Below are 19,437 nucleotides of genomic sequence, written 5' to 3'. Positions count from 1 at the left end.
ATAATAGAAGAAATCTGTTTATTACCAATAACTATTTTTGTAATTTGCTAGAGATTAAGATACAATAACGGTAAATACACAATGATCTAGAGGGTGAAGTTAGCTAATGAAACCGATTTATTCGAGAGCCCAGCTGGGCTACATGAAGGCAAAGACACAGTTCGAGAAGCAAGCAGTCATTCTGGAGAAAAAGTTGGAAGATACACGTAAGACTGAAGAGATCTCTCAGGAAGTCATGGAAGGACTTGTACAGTCCACTGGCTTCCATGATGCGTATAACAATCTGGTTCTGGCTGAGAATGAATTGATTGAATGGTCTCATACTACGATGAAGCACGAGAAAACATACCGCGAGAACAGACAACCGATTGATGATATGTATCTGAGATTGAACAGTGATCCAAATATGCGTGCTCAGATTATTGAGTTGGCGATGAAGATCCGCTAAGCTATAGTCACTGATCCAAGAAGAGGGCCCTGAGGGCCCTCTTTTTTTATTTCAATATTGTAGATTTTGTCGCTTCATCGTGGAAAATAACGGGTATAAATAAACGTCTACATCATTCCTTACACAGTGTGATTTCAAAGAAGAGGTTATAAATTCAGCTGTATTAAAGGTTTTGAACCTGCTAGAGACCGCGCTGCATCAATACATAAATAAGTTCAAAACTTTTTTTGAAGAATCCGCAACTTTTTGAAATCTGCTGCGTTTAAGATGTAGAGTCAAAAACATTGGGCAACTTACCAAGATTGACCTCGTGAAGAATCTTGTCTATTTATTAGAAAAAATTGCTTTACGGCACGAGAGACCCATTGTATAATACGTAGGTAGGATTAGGAAACTACTCTATTTACGTGTGATTCTATTATCTTGTTTACAAGTTTCTGTGATATGCTCACAGACATCATTTATATTAACTTGCTCAAAACTCTGGAAAGGGGGTGCAACAATATATGAGGAATACGAGCGACCCTATTAAAGAAAATTCTAATGTTATGAACGCCCAAGGAGGAGACAAAAAGGTTATGAAGAAAATTTTATCCGTAGCATTGTCTACAGCAATGGCATTCTCAATGTTTGCATCTGTAGCATTCGGTGACACAGCAGTTTCACCACAACAACAGTTTGATGCATTGAAAGCAAAAGGTATCTTCTCTGGTTATCCAGATGGCACAGCAGGTCTTGATAAAGACATGACTCGTGCTGAGTTCGCAAAAGTTATCACTAAATTGCTAGGTCTGAAAGAGATCACTGGAACTCTTTCTTACACTGACAAAAACTACACAGCTAAAAACTGGGCTGTACCTTACATCGAAGCTGTAACAGCTGCGGGTATCATGGAAGGTAAAAACGTAGAGAAAAAAATCTTTGACTTCAACGGTAAAGTGACAGTAGCTGAAATGGCTACAATCTTGACTCGTGCACTTGATCTTGAAATCCCAACTGAAACTAACAACAGTGCAGCAGCATGGGCTAAAGGTTATGCTCAAGCAGCGATCAACGCAGGTCTGATCGACGCTAACGCTAACTTCGCTGGCAATGCTTCCCGCGAGTTGTTGGTAGGTGCAGCATTCGCAATCGATCAAGCTCAAAGCTTGAAAGTTACTTCTTATGAAGTAAGCGAAGCTGGTAAAGTTGTTACTTTTAAAATCAGCGACGGTGAATCCGTTAAAGTAACTTTGGATAAAGCTCTCGAAGCTAACAAAGAAACTGAAGTGAAATTCACTTACAAAGATAAAGAGTTCACTGAGAAAGTTACTTATGCAGTAACTACAGCTACTAAGGTTGAATCTGCAACTGCAAATAACCTTAAACAAGTAGTAGTAACATTCGACGGAACAGTAGATCATGATTCTGCTGAAACTGTAAGCAACTACACAATCAGCGGTTTGACGATCGAAAGCGCAACTGCTTCTGCAGACAAAAAATCAGTAACTTTGTTGTTGGCTGATAACAGCAACTTTGTAAATCAAAGACAAACTACTGTTACAGTAAACAATGTTAAAAATGCTGATAGTTCCAAAACAATCTCTGGTACTGCTACGTTTGCAGCACTTGATGTAACAGTTCCAACTGTAGAGTCTGTTCAAGCTCTCGGAACTAAAGCTTTGAAAATCAAATTCAGTGAGCCTGTTAGACAACAAGGTATCATTTCCAGTAACTTCCGTATTGACGACAAAGCTATCGCTGCGACTGTTCAATACACATACCCAGATACTGTAATCTTGTCAACTGAGTTGACAGAAGGTGCACACACTCTTCGTGTAAGCAACGTAACTGATTACTCAGGTCTGTCAATCGTTCCAAACACTACTGAATTTACTGCAACAGTTGATACTACTGCTCCAGTAGTTTCATCCGTAACTTCAAAAGATTTGAAACAAGTTACAATCACTTTTGATGAGCCAGTGAAATCCGTTTCCGGTGCTTATGCTAATGTGACTTCCTTCACTCCTGCAACTACAGTTGTGAGTGATAACAAAGTAACATTGACTTTCACAAATCCATTGAATGCATCTGAAAATAACATTCGTTTGACTAATGTTACAGATTACAGCGGTAACTCTGCTAATCTGGATGTTAAAGTAACTCCTTCTTTGGACACAGTACGTCCAGTAGTTGTAGATACTAAATTTGCTCAAGAAGATGGTAACTACGTTGCTACACTGGTATTCAGCAAAAATCTTGACAGAGCTTCTGCACAAGATAGCAGTAACTATGTCTTGAGAAATGCTGCAGGTAGCATTCCTTCAAGTTCTACAGCTGTTAACAATAGCGGCAACCCAATCCGTCAGCCAGCACTTCAGCCTGATGGTAAAACAGTTACAATCAACTTTGGTCCTAACCTTAATAGCGAAGTATATGCACTGACAATTGCTGGAGTGAAAGATTCCGCAACTATCGGTAATGTATTGCTTCCTTACACTGTTTCACTTTCTGTAGCTCAAGCTTCTACAGCTTCTGTTACAAATGCTTGGAAAACTGTTGAAAACGGACATAACTACATTTATGTTCAATTCAATCGTGCTCTTGCAGCTGATGGAGCAGGTAGTGCAGTAAATGCAACTAAGTACTTGACTACTGGTACAGGTGCTAAGCAAGTTGTTAAATCGGATAACGATATCCAATTGATCACTGCTAACACTGTTCGTTTGGAAGCTACTAACTTGACAGCTAATGAGTACAGCACATTGACTGACATCACAGCAAACTATATTGCTGATGCAACTGGTGCTTATCTGGCTGCTGGTAAAGGTTACAGCACACCAGTAACACTTAGAGCTTCTACTGATGCTGTTAAAGTAACAGGAGACATCAATGTTACTGATAAGAAAACAGTTGTTGTGAAGTTTGACGGTCCTATCTCTAATGTTGTTGCTAATAACTTCGAGGTACAAAATGCAAGTGACGCTACTGTAGCAGTTGCTAATAACTTTACGTTGTCTGCTGACCAAAAAACGTTGACATTGACTTTGGACAGAGAACTTGCTGCTGACTTCACTAACTTGAAATTGGTTCGTGTTGGAACTGGCACTGTAGATGCATTCGGTAACGTTGTAAACGTTCCTACTGGATCCACTCTGACTAACAAAATTGCAGCATCTCTGATTTCTTCTAATCCTGTAGTTGTTACACAAACAAGCGCTACTCAATTCGATGTTACTGTTAAATTCGATAAAAATATCGAAATTTCTACAGACAAAGAATTGATTAAAGATTTGCTTACTGTTGTAATTGGTTCTGAAGAAGCAGAAGTTGATGCAGCTTCAATTACTGCAAATGCTGGCGTTCCAGCAGCTGGTAATGTTCCTGCAATTCCTGCATCATTGACATTTACAGTTGATACTACTAACCCAGTAGCTACTGCAGATGCAATCTTCAGCGTTTCCTACGCGGGTGCTTCTACGGCTGTTAAAGCTGATGATAGCAAAGTTTCCGTTGCTAAATTTAGCGAAGCAGGAAGAATTGTACAACCATAATAGATCTACAACTAGCACCCTTCAGTTTACTGAAGGGTGTTTTTTTATGTTTACAACAACATCGTAACTTTCTCCTCTTCTCAAACGTTTATACTATAAAGCAACAAGCAACTTATGGGAGGTTTGGAAGTGGATCAAAAGAAAATGTTTGTGAGCTTGCTCGCAAGTGCAATGTTGATCAGTTCAACCGCTGGCATCACCATGGCAGCGAGCACAACCAACAAAACGTCTGCCACCAGTTCAAATAGCAGTACATCAATGAAAACAACAACAACTCAGAAGGTTGTACATACACTCGGAAACCTATCAGCTGTTAAAGTGACAGCGCGAAGTTCCGTAAGATTAACTGATGTCAATATCTTGGCTCAAGACGATGGCAATGTGGTTACGTATACATTGTCTTATAAGAACAATGACAGTACCCCAATGATGATGCTTGATTACTGGAGCAAAGTAAAAACCAAGGGTGGAACATCGTTCTCGCCTAAACTGATCGCCAAAGATCAGGAAAAGAAAACTGTTGCGCCCGGATCAACGGTGGAGTTGACCTACGTCATGAAGGTGGGTCGCGAAGTGAAACTGAGTGATCTGAACTTCCTCATCGTGAAGTGGGATTTCAGTCAAGCTAACTATGAACGTACGCTGGGGAAGTTTAACGTGCCCGCATCCTATAGCATAACCACACCTGTGGGCAAACCGAAGACAGTTCGTCTAAGCGATTCTGCTGTGAAGGTGAAAGTATCAGGTATTAAAGTGTTTCCAGGTGAATATAAGAAACAGTATGTGAAAATTGGCGTGAATTTAAACAATATCAGTTATAAATTACTTGAAAATCCAAACATCAAATGGATTTTGCGAACGCCAGGTGGTACGAACTATCCGCTAACCCCGGATAAAGACAGCACAAATGTCAGTATCCAAGCCCAAGCTAATAAGGCTCTCAGTCTGATGGCATCTCTTCCTACATCAGTGAAGCTGCAAAAGTCTGAGTTGTTGCTGGTAGAAGAACAGGGTGAAGAGAAGAGTGTTCTGCCTGTTGCTGCACTGCAATTGCCAGAGGCTAGCAAGACGAATGTAGAGGTTGCTGCCAATCAGCCAAACATCATTTCTGTCGAAGGACAACGACTGTCCACACTGCTTGAATCTGCCAAAGTTCGAATTGATGATGGTGAGTATAGTCTTAACCTTCAAATGAAGCTCAAGAATGAAGGGAAAAAAGCCATTAAGGTGCCGACATATACCTTCGAGGTACGGAATACAGACGGAACAGTCTATCCGATCGAAACCAAAGCTTTGGATGCATTGAAGTTGAACCCTGGCGATATTAAGACGATTAAGCTGAGTGCAACCCTTCAGGGTGATGGGGATACCAAAAAGATAAAACTCTATGTAATGAGTCCGGTGGACAAAAATGAAAGTACAGAGTCAACAACAGCTTCTTCTCCAACCAATGGGTTTGTTTTCTCCTATCCTGTAGGCGTCTACGCAATCCCTGAATCGGTATCTAGTGGAGATGGATTAACAACAGAGACTGTGATTAAGAACAATAAAGGAACGTTTGGTGTTTCATTGGGGTCACTGCAACGGCTACCATGGCTGGATAGTGATATTATTGCCGCAAAAGTGACTATTCGTAATGCAAGTAGCAAAACGGTGCAACTGCCTGAACTTGAGGCAATGTTTACCATAGATTCTGCTCAGATTGAGGGCGACAAGAAACTGATCTATACTCAATCAGGAAAACTCTTAGGGGCTGGTATGACAACTGAAGCATACTTGTTAACCAAGATTCCTTCTGATCTGAGGATGTCTCGTCTTGAGGTTAGTTTGAGTGAGAAAGTGAGCGAGGAAGAAACGAATGAATGGATTACGCTGAACACATCCGGCTTAATACAACCCGTTTCGTATGTTGGAACAGGCAAGACGTATACGTTGGGAATTGGTGATAAAGAGACGGAGATGGGTGTGCGCAGAACGATCCGTTATCCAGGTACTTCATCAGATATCGTATATACAGAGTTCGAAGTTACCAACAAATCACTCCGTCAGAGTGGTCTTGGCAAACTTGTAGGTTATTTCAAAACAGCAGACGGGCAGTATTACCGTGCTACAGCGAAGCAAACAGATAGTAAACCGGGTCCAGGCCAGAAATCGATTGTGACGTTCTGGGCCAAGCTACCGAAGTCCGTGACGTTCTCAGACCTGCGTTTAGTTGTAGGAGAAGGTATTGCCGATAACAAGTTTGTTACAGGTGAAGGCGAAGCTACCGCTTATGTGAATGCTTTGGCATTTGAAGTACCGCCAACTTCGATCAGCGTACAGGGTTCACTTACCAATATTGATCTCTATCCATATGCGTTGACAGCTAACAGCGTTCGTGCTTATCTGGCGGGTAGCTCTTCCGTACAGATTGATATGAATTATAGCCTGAGTCGCAATGAGGAAATTGAGATGGGAGAGAACGAACATAAATTGATCTTAGCTATAACGGATCAAACTGGTAAAACATTTGAGAAAGAAGTAACGCTTGGAACCGATCTCAAAGTCGGTAGCAATCAGACTTTGAACTGGAGTATTGAAGATAGTATTTATGAGAAATTACGTGGCGGTTCTTATCGCTTAACAGTGTATGACCAATTCCAAGGACAACGTATTCGTCTTGCAGAGCAGAGTTATGGATTTGACATTACTAAGCTGCCAAAAGAAGAATTTGAATTACCAACGTTTCCTACGAATGGGCTCTAATTATAAGAATCAGTACCATGAATACTTTATTAACCTCGTTTCCACCCCAATGGAAACGAGGTTTTGCTTGTCGCATCCCTATTTTTTCTCTATAGTTAAAGTTAATAGATTACCAGAGGAGGAAAATGATTCACATGAAACCTTATATGAAAGTATCCCTTGCTGCGCTCGCCATCGGTGTTGGCGTGTGGGTTGGGTCGGTATACAGTAATACAGCCATCGGTGCAGGTACAAGTCAGCCAGGAACAGCAGACGATCCGGTTGTAACGAAGAGTTATGTAGATCAGCAGATTCAAAAAGCATTGGGTGGCGGTGCTAGCACAGGTTCTGGTAACTCATCCGGTAGTAACTCAGGCTCTACGGGAACGGGGAACACGGGTAGCACAGGTGGAGATACTTCGCTTCCTCCACTGGTCTCAGGTGCTTCTGATGCCGTTGAGATCGTAACCGTGAAGCCGGGTCAACAGCTGATCGGCAAGTCTGGCGCGGAGTTCATTGTACGAAGCGGCAAGGCTGTGATCGTCAGTGAAGGTACGAATGGTGTAGCGGATCTGACGGACGGGATTGACCTCACGAATGGACAGGCAGCGCCGACCAATCACCTGCTCTCTTTTCCAAGGGATGGACGGGGGATCACGGTATTGGAAGGAAACAAATATAGCCTAACCGTAATGGTTCGTGGTGGATATACTTTGAAATAGGTTTTGCTAATGTTAAAGGAATTATTCATTATTCATACATTTCATTTGCTCAGATTAACCAGTTCTAACAAACATTAATACGGCTAGCAAGCCTTGTTCCTGCCCACTCTATAACTGTTGACAATCAATTAATGGAGGTGCAGGGACATGGCTAGAAGCAATCGCAAAGTGGTACCCGAAAGTCGTCAAATGCTGGATCAGATGAAGTATGAGATTGCTGCGGAGTTTGGTCTCAATGTGGGTTATGGTGGCAGAGGTCTGGCTGGTGCGGATACAGAATTTGGATCTGAACTGGGCGAAGTGAGTGATCACTCTTACGGGCAATACAAAGGGTGGGGACATCTGACTTCCCGCGAGAATGGATCCGTTGGTGGAGAGATCACCAAAAGGCTAATTCGTCAGGCAGAGCAGCACTTATAGGGCATTTTCCTTACCCCAATTCGTTTGACACGTCTTGACAAATACGTTAAGATGGCATTTGAGGTATGCAACCTTTTCCACTAGGGAAAGGTTGATTTTCGTTTGAGGCAATTACCTGAAAAATCCTTATCTTCGTAACTGCGGACCCAGGGTCCTTATTCCATTTGGAAAGCTTCGAGGGTACAGTGAACGAATCGCTGTCATGTTTTGTTCGGGCAATCGCCATACTACTAGTTATGGGAGGTTGAAACTTCATGTCTGTTAAAGGCCGGCATCTATTTACATCGGAGTCTGTAACTGAAGGACATCCGGATAAAATCTGCGATCAGATCTCAGACGCCGTATTGGACGCGTTTCTTGCAAACGACCCCAATGCTCGTGTAGCTTGCGAAGTTTCCGTAGCCACAGGCTTAGTGCTTGTCATCGGTGAAATCAGTTCAGCTTCTGAATACGTGGACATCCCGTCCATCGTTCGTAATACAATTAAGGATATTGGCTATACACGTGCCAAGTTCGGTTTTGATTATAACACTTGTGCAGTTCTGACTTCTCTGAATGAGCAGTCCGCTGATATTGCCCAAGGCGTTAACGCAGCGCTTGAGAACCGTGACCCGGAACAAGTTGCTCGTGAAACAGAGAATATTGGTGCAGGTGACCAAGGTCTGATGTTCGGTTTTGCAACGAACGAAACACCTGAACTCATGCCTTTGCCAATCGCATTATCCCACCGTATCGCACGCCGTCTGGCGGAAGTGCGTAAGAATGGTACGTTGGAATATCTTCGTCCGGATGGTAAAACGCAAGTAACGATTGAATACGACGGTGACAAGCCGGTACGTGTGGATACCATCGTTGTGTCTACTCAGCACGCTGAAGAGACTACACTGGAACAGATCCAAAAAGATATCAAAGAACATGTCATCTTGCCTGTCGTTCCAGCGGAATTGCTGGATGAGCAGACTAAATATTTTATCAACCCAACAGGACGTTTCGTTATTGGCGGACCTCAGGGAGATGCAGGCCTCACTGGACGTAAAATCATCGTAGATACTTACGGCGGTTATGCACGTCACGGCGGTGGTGCGTTCTCTGGTAAAGATCCGACAAAAGTAGACCGTTCCGCAGCCTATGCGGCTCGTTACGTAGCGAAAAACCTTGTAGCTGCAGGACTTGCAGACAAAGTGGAAATCCAGCTCGCTTATGCGATTGGTGTAGCCAACCCTGTATCGATCAACGTGGATACATACGGTACTGGTAAAGTCAGCGAAGAGAAATTGGTTGAGCTTGTGCGCAACAACTTCGATCTTCGTCCGGCTGGCATCATTCGTATGCTGGATCTGCGTCGCCCAATCTACAAACAAACTGCTGCTTACGGTCACTTCGGTCGTACAGATCTGGATGTACCTTGGGAGCAAGTGGACAAAGCAGACCTTTTGAAAACTCAAGCAGGTCTGTAATTAGCTAATTGCATAGTGATCTTCTTATGAAGCCCTTTATTCCAATATGGAATCAGGGGCTTTTTGCATCTTTTTACAAAATAAAGCACCATACATTTCCATTTTATTAATTGAAAATCTCTCTCTGACCGACATAAATATAGAGGTCTGTATATCAGACAATTAGGAGAATGAGATAAGGGGGAAGGTTGGGTGTTTGTGAGAAAAATGGCCCGTAGGGGATTGGCTAGTCTTATGATTTTGATGTTAGTCACTCAAGGGATACTCGCCGGATGGGGAGGAGTAGAGTTCGCCTATGCCGCCGATGAGTTGACGGGAAAAGGAATTAGCACAACGTCACCTGCTGTGAACGAACAACAGGCGAGTGGATCAGCACCACTGACGATTGATTTTATTAAGCCAGTAAAGAAAATCGACACTTCTACAGAGGAAATTACTGTACGCCGAGTTCAGGATGACTCGATCGTAACAAAAGTTTCCGTAACGAATGCGGCAGTGACTGTCGTGGCAGATGATGCTGCTATTGATGCAACTTTGGGGAAACGTGTGCAAATCCAGCTTCCTGCTGCTCTGCCTGGAGGGTCATTCTATGTTACGATCGGTAGCCAGTCTTTCGTATATGGGGACGGTCAACCGGTTGAGGGTCTGAACAAAGAGTGGACATTCCGGACATCAGGAGTTAGTACAGCTCAATTAACTGGGCAGTCGCCTCTTAACGCAGCTGCGAATGTATCTCCTTCAGCCAATATTCAACTAACTTATGATCGGGCAATGAAAGTCGGTGCTGGCAAGCTCCAGATCTATCGTGGCACTACATTATTGGAAGAGATTGATGCCAATTCAAACCGAATTAGTTTCAATACGGCGAGAACCACGGTGACGATTGATCCAGTGAACAATTGGGCGAATAACAGCACGATTTACATAGCAGTTCCGGAAGGTTTTTTGCGTGATGACCTGAACAATGATACGGGAGCCATTCAGCGAACAACATGGGGATTCAATGTAGTATCCGATCCCACAGCCCTGACCGTATCCAGCCTGTCTCCAACAAACGGAGCAACAGGCGTATCACTCACGAATGAGTTTACGTTGACATTCAACAAAGATCTGGACCGGAATTACGCAAGTTCAGCTACGGTTAAGAATGCAAACGGCGGGATTGTGGCTTCGACGACATTAATTAGTACGTCCAACCCCAGACAGTTGCGCATCATCCCGCAAACGACTCTGACAAGCAACACAACGTATACGGTTGATATTCCTGCGAATGTGTTCCGGGATCAGACGGGAAATCTGTTTACGGGTCTGAATGGGGCCACATCGTGGACCTTTAGAACGTTAACCGTAGACACAACACCACCTGTACTGAAAACAGCCAAAATGTACAGCAATACGATCATTCGATTAACGTATGATGAGTTGCTCTCCAGTCTTGATCCGTTTGCTTCCAGCTTCACAGTGACGGTTAACGGAGAGAACCGGAATGTAAGTTCTTCCTATGTTTCAGGAGACAGTGTATATGTTGTTCTGGATACTGGTGTAGCCGTAGGTCAGGTTGTCCGCATTGCCTACGCACCGGGAACAGGAACACGTAAAATTCAGGATCTGTCTCTTAACGCGGCTCCGGCATTTGGAGCCAGAGATGTAGAGAACAGTCTCGATTCCATTATGTCGAAACCACGCGAAGGCACAGCTTATTACAATACAATCAGTCTGTACTATCCTGAGACCGTCTATATTAACTCCAGTGATGCGGTGAGACAATTCAGTGTTACAGCAGACGGGTCAGCGGTGGGCATCAGCAGCATATCCACCAATAACAGTTCGTTGGTGACGCTTAATCTGAGTCGTTCCATCCAGAATGGTGAAGTGGTACAAGTATCCTATGCGCCAGGAACATGGCCAGTGAAAGACAGTCGTGGTCAAGCTCTAGCTGGATTCAACGGGTTCTATGTACGTAACAGTATTGACACGAAACCACCTGAGTTCAAGAGTGCAGAAGTGAGTGGTACGACGATGTGGATCAGATATAATGAACCGCTGAGCCGGACGAATAAGCCACTCAAGAGCCAATATTCCGTATTGGTAGATGGTAAAGCCGTATTTGTCAATGATTCCGAGATTGAGGATGATCTGATTACATTGACGCTGGCCAACACAGTTGCCAGCACTCAAAACGTAACCTTTTCCTATGTGCCAGGTACCCTGCGTTTAACCGATCTAAACAACAATCCTGCAGGATACGTTAATCTGGCTCCAGTAAAATATACCTTTGGTAACGGGAAAATATTGTCGGCAACTCTTCAAGGGGACAAAGTATATATTAACTTTAGAGATGCACTTCAGGCTCAGACGGCTCTAACTGTTTCACAGTTTAGTGTGCAGCTTGGAGGGACAACAACGAATGTTCTGAATGCCTCCATATCGGGTTCGATCGTGACTCTTAATCTCTCAAACTCGGCAACAGCAGGACAGACAGGTACGGTCAGCTATACTCCGGGAGCCGTTCCGCTGCGAGATGCGTTGAACAACACCATTACTGCGTTCGGACCGCTTCCTCTGCAACAAAATGGTAGTAGTTCGACAGGCAACCAGACGAACAGTCGTCCTTCTTGGCTTACAGAACAAGACTCGTCAAGTTATGGACAAGCTCTGCTTGTGATGAGCACGGATACAGCAGCTACAGTTTCAATGATGTCACGCAACAATCGCTCTACTCGTCAGTTCAATGTAGACGGTGCGAAGCTTTTGCAAGCCTTCCAGTACGCAACAACAACTGGCAAAACAACACAACCTGTTGTATTTGAAGTCCCTGCCAGTGAATCTTCCGCTTATGTAGGATTCCCGCTTAACACATTGGCTCAGGTTGCATTAAGTAACCGTACAGGTTCAATCGGTGTCAAATATGGTGATCGTCTGTGGATGGTCCCACTTTCCAATCTGGATGTATCCGCAATGAGTCAAGCTGTAGGGGGAAACACAACCAACACGGATGCCTCCTACTTCTATGTACAGGTGGAGACGGTTCCTGTCTCCAGTTCAGGGACGATCGACGGAATGCTGGCAGTTGCTGGAGCACAGAAGCTTGGTAATGTTACAGACATCTACCTCTCTGCATTTAGTGGAAATACGAATCAACGGGTAGAGCAGAATATCAAAAGCCAGCTCGCAATGCAGTTGCCTGTAAACACACCTACAGCAACTTCCGGGTTTACGTATATTGATCCGACTACACTGATTCTGGCGAATGTGCCGCATACGTTTGCGAGTACAACAGGAGGAGTGGTCGTTAAAGGACAACTGAACGGTAACCAGACCATCGTGCCTGTCACTCATTCCGTGAGTTATCAGGATACCTCCAGCCATTGGGCAGGTGCAGTCATCAAAGAGTTGTCGTCCAAATGGATCATTGGGGCCACGAATGGCTCCTATTACGGACCTAATCAGAAAATAACACGTGCCGAGTTTGCCGAATTGGTAGCGAAAGGTCTTGGTTTAAAAGGAGATCAGAATGCTGCACGTCGTTTCCGTGATATTCGCGGAGGAGATCTGACCAGTGCCTACATTGGTGCCGCGGCAGAAGCCGGCATTATTACAGGCAACACGGATGGTACATTCAAACCGGAAAGCGAAATCACGCGTGAACAGATGGCTCTCATGATGGTTCGGGCGATGAGCTACGGTGGGAAAACGGTCTCACTTCAATCCTCTGCTACGTCGACATTGTCCAAGTTCAAGGACAGCAATAAAATTCAGTCCAAGGATTCTGTTGCCAAAGCAGTGCAAGAGGGAATTATTCAAGGCATGACAGCGAGAACATTCGAACCCCAGGGGAACGCGACTCGCGCTCAGGCAGCAGTCATGTTAAAACGGGTTTTGGATAAGTTGGAATATCTATAAATTAATAGGGACACTTCAAGGAGGCGAACTTCTTGAGGTGTTCCTTTTTAGTAATCCTAGATTTAAACTATCACCACATGAATTGGTGAAAAAGGTATTAGAAAGCCGAAACCAATTATATTGCAGAGGTACTATAATGATATTGAATTTGTGGTAGAAGACTTTTAAGTTAATAGGACATATATGAATTATAAATGGACTTCTGTTGTGCTGACTCGTGCACAGACGAAGTCTATTTTTTGATTAGTTGAACTACATAGCATAAACGTGTGGAATGGATTAACCAATAAATACCTCAAAGTTAGCTAGTGGCGTAACTTTTTCCACTAAAAGCAGTCTATTAATAGAAGAGTATACTAGAGATCTCGCTATCTACTGCCTACTTGGCAGTGTTCGTGATGTCTAAGATTGATATACAAGATGGGAGAGACGTTTCAGACATGCTGGGGAAACATGGGAAACAGCTGGAAGACGTTAAGGGCAGTAAGGTGAAGAAATGGGCAATAGTGACGCTGGCGGGTGTAATCTGGATTGCACCGGTGATGAGTGCAGGCGGGCAGATGTGGTCAGGCACTTCATGGCAATCGGTGGCCGCAGCGGCATCTACGAATACAAGCAAGTTGAGTGAAGAAATTCTGACTTCGGGTGCGAAGCTCATGAAATACAGATATACGACAACACGTTCCGGTTCCAAGGTCAACGTACTGGCGGATGTGGTCCAGGTGGATCTGCAGAACCCGTATGTGAAGCTGGATGTGATGACAGGCAAGGGCGGTAATCTGAACAGCAAACAGAGCACAGGTGCCATGGCCAAGGAAAATGGTGCAGTGGCTGCTGTAAATGGCGATTACTTCAATGTATCCGGGGAGCTCGCTCCAATTGGTGGACAGGTCTCCGATGGGGTACTGGTCTCCACACCTTCCGAACTGTCGGGCATGTATGCACTCACGGTGACCAAGGACGGTAAACCGATGATCGACGAGTATTCTTTTGATGGAACGGTGAAGGCCCAGGATGGTTCAACCTTTGCTTTGCGTGGGATAAATAAAGAGGATTATACGGTAGAGTCGGGTGCGGTGAAATATAGTCATGCCAACTCGATGTATATTTATACACCGGCATGGACCTCCACCAAACGTCCGAATGACCCTTCCACAACGCCGACAGAGGTTCTCGTGCAGAACGGAGTAATCACCCAAATCTCGGATAAAAAAGCGTTAAACATGACGGTGCCGCAGGATGGGTACATTTTGCGTGCGCATGGAACAGCGGCGACATGGATCATGAGCCATCTATCTGTTGGGCAAACCTTGGATGCGGATTACAAGCTGAAAGCCAAAACAACCGGACAATCGGTTGATCCAAGTAATCTGGAAATGATGATCGGTGGTCATACCATTTTGGTGAACGGTGGTAAGGCAGCTTCCTTCTCCCGGGATATCGCTGCGTCCGGCATTGGTGGTATTCGTGCAAGAACGGCAGTAGGCTACTCTCAGGATGGTCGGTATGTCTACATCGTTGCAGCGGAGAAAAACAGTAACAGCAGCGGGATGTCGCTGACAGAACTGCAATCCTTTATGACCAGCGTGGGCGTCTGGAAAGGCATGAACCTGGACGGTGGCGGCTCCACGACAATGGTTACACGTCCGTTAGGTGAGCAAACCGCCGGTCTAACGTTCAACACAGAGTATGGCACCGAGCAACGTCAGGTTGTAAACACGCTGGGTGTGTTCTCTACGGCTCCAGTAGGTAAACTGAAGGGCTTTGCCGTGAGTGGCAGCCAAACGTTGCTGGTGGGGCAAGAGGGCAAGTACACAGCCAAAGGATATGACACCTACTACAACCCGATCGCAACAGGCGATATCAGCATGTCCTGGAAGTCCAGCAACAACGGCATTGTGAGTGTCAGCAACGGGACGATCAAAGGCGTGAAGCCAGGCACAGCAACGCTGACGGCAACGAGCAATGGAGCCTCATCTTCCATTAAAGTATCGGTACTGGGTGGAAGTGAATTGGCTTCTCTGACAGCAGGATCAGGTCTCGGTTCGCTCAAAGCGGGCACAACGATGTCCATTCCTGTAACGGCAACAACGAAGAGCGGACAAAGTGTGACGGTTCCGGCCGATTCGCTGACATGGGAATTTATCGGGTTCAAAGGTAAAGTTACGGCGGACCAATTAACCGTATCTTCGGTCAACTCTGGTGCACAAGTGGGATATGCGATTGGACGTTATGATGGTTACAGCACAGTCGTTGTACTCTCGGCTTCTGCAAGCGAAACGATCTGGGAGAACTTCGAAAATGTGAGCTATCCGATCAACTTCACGACAAACGCAGCGGGTGTGACCGGATCGGCAACTGTTACAGCAGGAACGGGTGAAAAAGCCGGCTCCAATGTATTGCAACTTGGTTATGACATGACTGCTGGAACAGGCAAAATGTACGCTTATGCACAACTGAACGGCTCTACCGGCAGAGAGGTATCTGCTGCAGCGACATCAATGTCGATGGATGTTATGGGAGATAAGAGCCTGAACTGGTTGCGCGCTGAATTCACGGATGCCAATGGCAAAACGGTATATGCCGATCTTGCTAAAGCGATTGACTGGAGCGGATGGAAGAAGCTGAGCGTGGACCTGAACGGACTGAATATCGCCTATCCGGCAAAGCTGAAGCGAGTTTATGTGGTGAATGTGGAAGAGGGTCAGGATGAGCGCGCGAAGACAGGTACGGTTGCTTTTGACAATATCGCATTCACGATGCCTTCCAAGTCCAGTGAAGTTGGATTGCCTACGGGAACAGCTTCGCTTGTGCTTGGACAGAAATCGATGACGGTGAATGGAACGAAAAAAGCAATTGATGCAGCACCAGTCCTGAAAAATGGTACGACGTATGTGCCAATCAAACATGTTTTGGACGCTTTTGGTGGTCAGGCAAGCTGGGATAGCAAAAATCAGCGGATCACAGTATTACGTGGTAGCAAGCTGATTGATCTAGTTGTAGGGCAGAAAGAATTCATTCTAAATGGTAAAAGACAAAGCGCAACTGTTGCACCATACGTAACGGGTGGTAGGACTTTAGTCCCGCTCAGACTCGTTTCCGAGCAGCTTGGACTCACTGTAAAATGGGAACAGAAAACGAAGACCGTTACCATCTCATCGTGATATGGTATGATATATACCGGAAACGATAGAAATGGAGTCGAACAAACGTGGATTTACAAGCCGATGCCATAGACCGCGTCATTAAAAACGCCATACAAGTCATGGAAAACAGCAAATATCAAATGTTCGAAATTATGGACGCAACTCGAGATGAGCTGAAGACACTCAACGAGGAGTTGAAGTCGGTACTGAAGGAAACGGCGGAAACGATCGAGAAAGTAGATCAATTGGAGTTGAACTACCGCCGTTCCCGGATCCGGCTGACTGAGGTTAGCCGCGACTTTGTCCGTTATTCCGAGCATGATATCAAGCAGGCGTACGAGAAAGCAACACAGCTGCAGCTGGATCTGATGATTTATCGTGAGAAGGAAATGTATCTGAAAGCCCGTCGGGATGATCTGCAGAAGCGTGCCAAAAATGTGGAAGCTTCTGTAGAGCGTGCCGAGACCATCGGTTCGCAGATGGGTGTTGTACTCGAATACCTGTCAGGTGAACTGGGTCAAGTGACCCGGATCATCGAATCTGCCAAGAATCGACAAATGATTGGTTTGAAAATAATTTTGGCCCAGGAAGAAGAGCGGAAACGTATTGCTCGTGAGATTCATGACGGGCCTGCACAGATGCTCGCAAATCTAGTGCTTAGGACGGAAATTGTAGAAAGAATGCTCATTAAGCAGGATTTTAAGATGGTCCAGGCCGAAATAGTAGATTTGAAAGGCCAGGTTCGTTCCAGTCTTGAAGAAATGAGAAAAGTTATTTTCAATCTGCGTCCTATGGCACTGGATGATCTGGGACTGATTCCAACGCTTCGGAAGTATGTGCAGGATTTTGAGGTAAAAACAAAAATCCGGTCGCTTTTTGAAACAAGAGGTAAGGAACACCGTTTATCTTCCGCGATGGAGGCAGCGATCTACCGCCTTGTGCAGGAAGGTCTGTCGAATGCTGCAAAGCATGCTTATCCCACTTATGTTGTAGTGGAAATTACATACCAGGCTCAGCTCGTCAAAATTGTCGTTCAGGACAATGGGCTTGGGTTCAAACCGGAGCTTCTTGCAAAGAAAAGCAAGGATCATACCCACTTCGGTCTGATTGGGATGAGAGAACGGGTTGAACTGTTAGAAGGAAGAATAGAGATTGAGTCCGGAGAAAATCAAGGAACCAAAATAGTGATTCATATCCCGACAAACGTGGATAAGGGAAAGGAGTAGCAGGATGATGGAAAACCGTGATACTGGTAAAGCATCGATTAAAGTTCTTTTGGCTGATGATCATCAGCTGTTCCGTGAGGGACTGAAACGCATTTTAAACATGGAGGACGACATTGAGGTCATCGGTGAATGCGGCGATGGTATTCAAGTGCTCGAATTCTGCAATCAGGATAAACCGGATATCGTATTGATGGATATCAACATGCCGATTGAAAATGGGGTTGAAGCAACGGAGAAATTGCGTGAGCTGTTCCCTGATGTCAAAGTCATTATCTTGTCCATTCATGATGATGAAAGTTATGTGTTTGAGACGCTTCGTAAAGGGGCTAACGGATACTTGCTGAAGGATATGGAGGCCGAGTCTCTGATCAATGCGATTCGTTCCGTGCATGAAGGACATGCGTTCATCCATCCAAAAGTAACAGGCAAACTGATCATGCAGCTGCGTCGTATGACGTATCTTAATGAAACAGGGGCGATGAGTGAAGGAGCTTCGAAGGAAGCGGGCGTTAAATTTGTCGCTGGTGACAATAACCCGCTCACACGTCGTGAGGCTGAAGTGCTTCGCTTAATGGCAGAAGGTAAGAGCAACAAAATGATTGGTGAATTCCTGTTCATCAGTGAAAAAACAGTAAAAAACCATGTCAGCAGTATTCTGCAGAAGATGGAAGTGGACGACCGTACACAAGCTGTTATCAATTCGATCAAATATGGTTGGGTTACGCTCTAATACCTTATGTTTATCGTAGAAGCAGTATTCTTATGGTAAGTCAGTCCATTGGTTGATTCAACCTTGACGAAGTATAGATTGGTGTTCACTCGCGCCCTTTCCAGAATGCTGGATTGGTCTGCGGGTTAATGGACTTTATCACTGCAAATGAGCAAAGCGTAAGGTTGTGCGGAACATGTGTTCAAGCTTAGGCGTGAATGAATGACCTGGCCTGTCTTTCTTCGTCCGGTGTCGATCAGCGTGGAATATGAGTGATAGGAAATGCAAGTGTAACCCTTCAGGAAGTACAGCATATACTTGTTGTATACAGGGATGTTCGCCATGGGTGAGCATGACCTTCCGAGGAGGTGCAGTTGCCATGGTTGCTCATCTGACTATGATTCTGCTCATATACTTCCTGGCGGCAATGGCCGTTCATGCCATGCACCAGCGCCATCTTTCTCGTCCGGAATCTGAAGGATTCGAGCAGATCCTGCTCATTCCTTCCAATCAGGCAGGGCGGATCGAAGGCATTGTAAGAGCACTTTGCCGGGAATTGTTATACCGTGGAAAGAGCTTCAGATTAACCGTTGTTGCTGATCGTACAGAAGCGGAAACGATTACGATTATTGAAAAGTTGATGCAAAGGCAAGGAATGGAGACATCTTATCTGCCTGCTGTCCCTGCTGATATTGAACGGATAGCACAAACCGATCACACTTTTCGACTGATCGATTTGCGTGAGTCTGAGCAATAAATCATCATCTGAACGGGAAATGGGATTAACATTTCGTAGATCTACAGTGAAAAGATTACAGCAGAAGCTGTAGTCTTTTTTTGTAATTGTAGCCAAGTCTGCTTTTAAATTAAAAATGGGTTTTTATGCAATCTATGGTTATTGCCTGGGTTTGAGGAGTTCCTGATCATGGAAATAAGATTTTCGAAGTCAGAACTCTTAATTTAAAAGTATAGACGATAGAGATTGGAAAAAGTTTCGCAATTTTATAGAAAGATTCTGGTTATTAGAAGAATTGTATGATGCGTGACTAACCTTGTGCTGTGAAGATTCAATTGGTATAGTGATAAGTAGATTGATCATAAGAAGATGATTATGGACATGAAGCACATGCGCCGGCGATTAGCCGGGTA

Annotated in this window: 11 protein-coding genes; all 11 read left to right on the top strand. The window is 44.8% G+C overall.

What is annotated here, in order from left to right:
- The first annotated feature begins 106 nt into the window (after positions 1–106).
- Entirely contained in the window at positions 107–448 is a 342-nt protein-coding gene (locus tag NLBNIHML_RS14395) for a hypothetical protein (protein WP_017691958.1), read from the top strand.
- Positions 449–1,026: 578 nt separating this feature from the next.
- Positions 1,027–3,981: an S-layer homology domain-containing protein gene (locus tag NLBNIHML_RS14390; RefSeq protein ID WP_494354597.1), complete on the top strand. Its 2,955-nt coding sequence runs from the start codon at positions 1,027–1,029 to the stop codon at positions 3,979–3,981.
- A 129-nt stretch (positions 3,982–4,110) separates the two neighbouring features.
- The gene (locus tag NLBNIHML_RS14385) at positions 4,111–6,726 is read left to right on the top strand and encodes a hypothetical protein (RefSeq protein WP_494354596.1); all 2,616 of its coding nucleotides are present in this window, start codon (positions 4,111–4,113) and stop codon (positions 6,724–6,726) included.
- 134 nt (positions 6,727–6,860) lie between these two features.
- Positions 6,861–7,427: a hypothetical protein gene (locus NLBNIHML_RS14380; protein ID WP_494354595.1), complete on the top strand. Its 567-nt coding sequence runs from the start codon at positions 6,861–6,863 to the stop codon at positions 7,425–7,427.
- A gap of 147 nt (positions 7,428–7,574) precedes the next feature.
- The gene (locus NLBNIHML_RS14375; protein WP_017691962.1) at positions 7,575–7,847 is read left to right on the top strand and encodes an alpha/beta-type small acid-soluble spore protein; all 273 of its coding nucleotides are present in this window, start codon (positions 7,575–7,577) and stop codon (positions 7,845–7,847) included.
- Between the two features lie 254 nt (positions 7,848–8,101).
- Positions 8,102–9,304: a methionine adenosyltransferase gene (gene metK / locus NLBNIHML_RS14370; RefSeq protein ID WP_494354594.1), complete on the top strand. Its 1,203-nt coding sequence runs from the start codon at positions 8,102–8,104 to the stop codon at positions 9,302–9,304.
- Between the two features lie 192 nt (positions 9,305–9,496).
- Positions 9,497–13,207: a SwmB domain-containing protein gene (locus NLBNIHML_RS14365; protein ID WP_494354593.1), complete on the top strand. Its 3,711-nt coding sequence runs from the start codon at positions 9,497–9,499 to the stop codon at positions 13,205–13,207.
- 440 nt (positions 13,208–13,647) lie between these two features.
- Positions 13,648–16,371, top strand: coding sequence for a stalk domain-containing protein (locus NLBNIHML_RS14360; RefSeq protein WP_494354592.1), 2,724 nt, complete (start codon positions 13,648–13,650; stop codon positions 16,369–16,371).
- A gap of 47 nt (positions 16,372–16,418) precedes the next feature.
- On the top strand, positions 16,419–17,579 hold the full coding sequence (locus NLBNIHML_RS14355; protein ID WP_074092506.1) for a sensor histidine kinase: 1,161 nt from the start codon (positions 16,419–16,421) through the stop codon (positions 17,577–17,579).
- A gap of 7 nt (positions 17,580–17,586) precedes the next feature.
- The gene (locus NLBNIHML_RS14350) at positions 17,587–18,309 is read left to right on the top strand and encodes a response regulator transcription factor (RefSeq protein ID WP_026081439.1); all 723 of its coding nucleotides are present in this window, start codon (positions 17,587–17,589) and stop codon (positions 18,307–18,309) included.
- A 358-nt stretch (positions 18,310–18,667) separates the two neighbouring features.
- Positions 18,668–19,045, top strand: a complete 378-nt coding sequence (locus tag NLBNIHML_RS14345; RefSeq protein WP_339238150.1) for a hypothetical protein — start codon at positions 18,668–18,670, stop codon at positions 19,043–19,045.
- Positions 19,046–19,437 lie beyond the last annotated feature (392 nt).

The organism is Paenibacillus sp. JNU01 (genome assembly GCF_059130585.1).
Note: the sequence above shows the minus strand (reverse complement) of the source record. Positions and strands in the feature narration are given on the sequence as shown.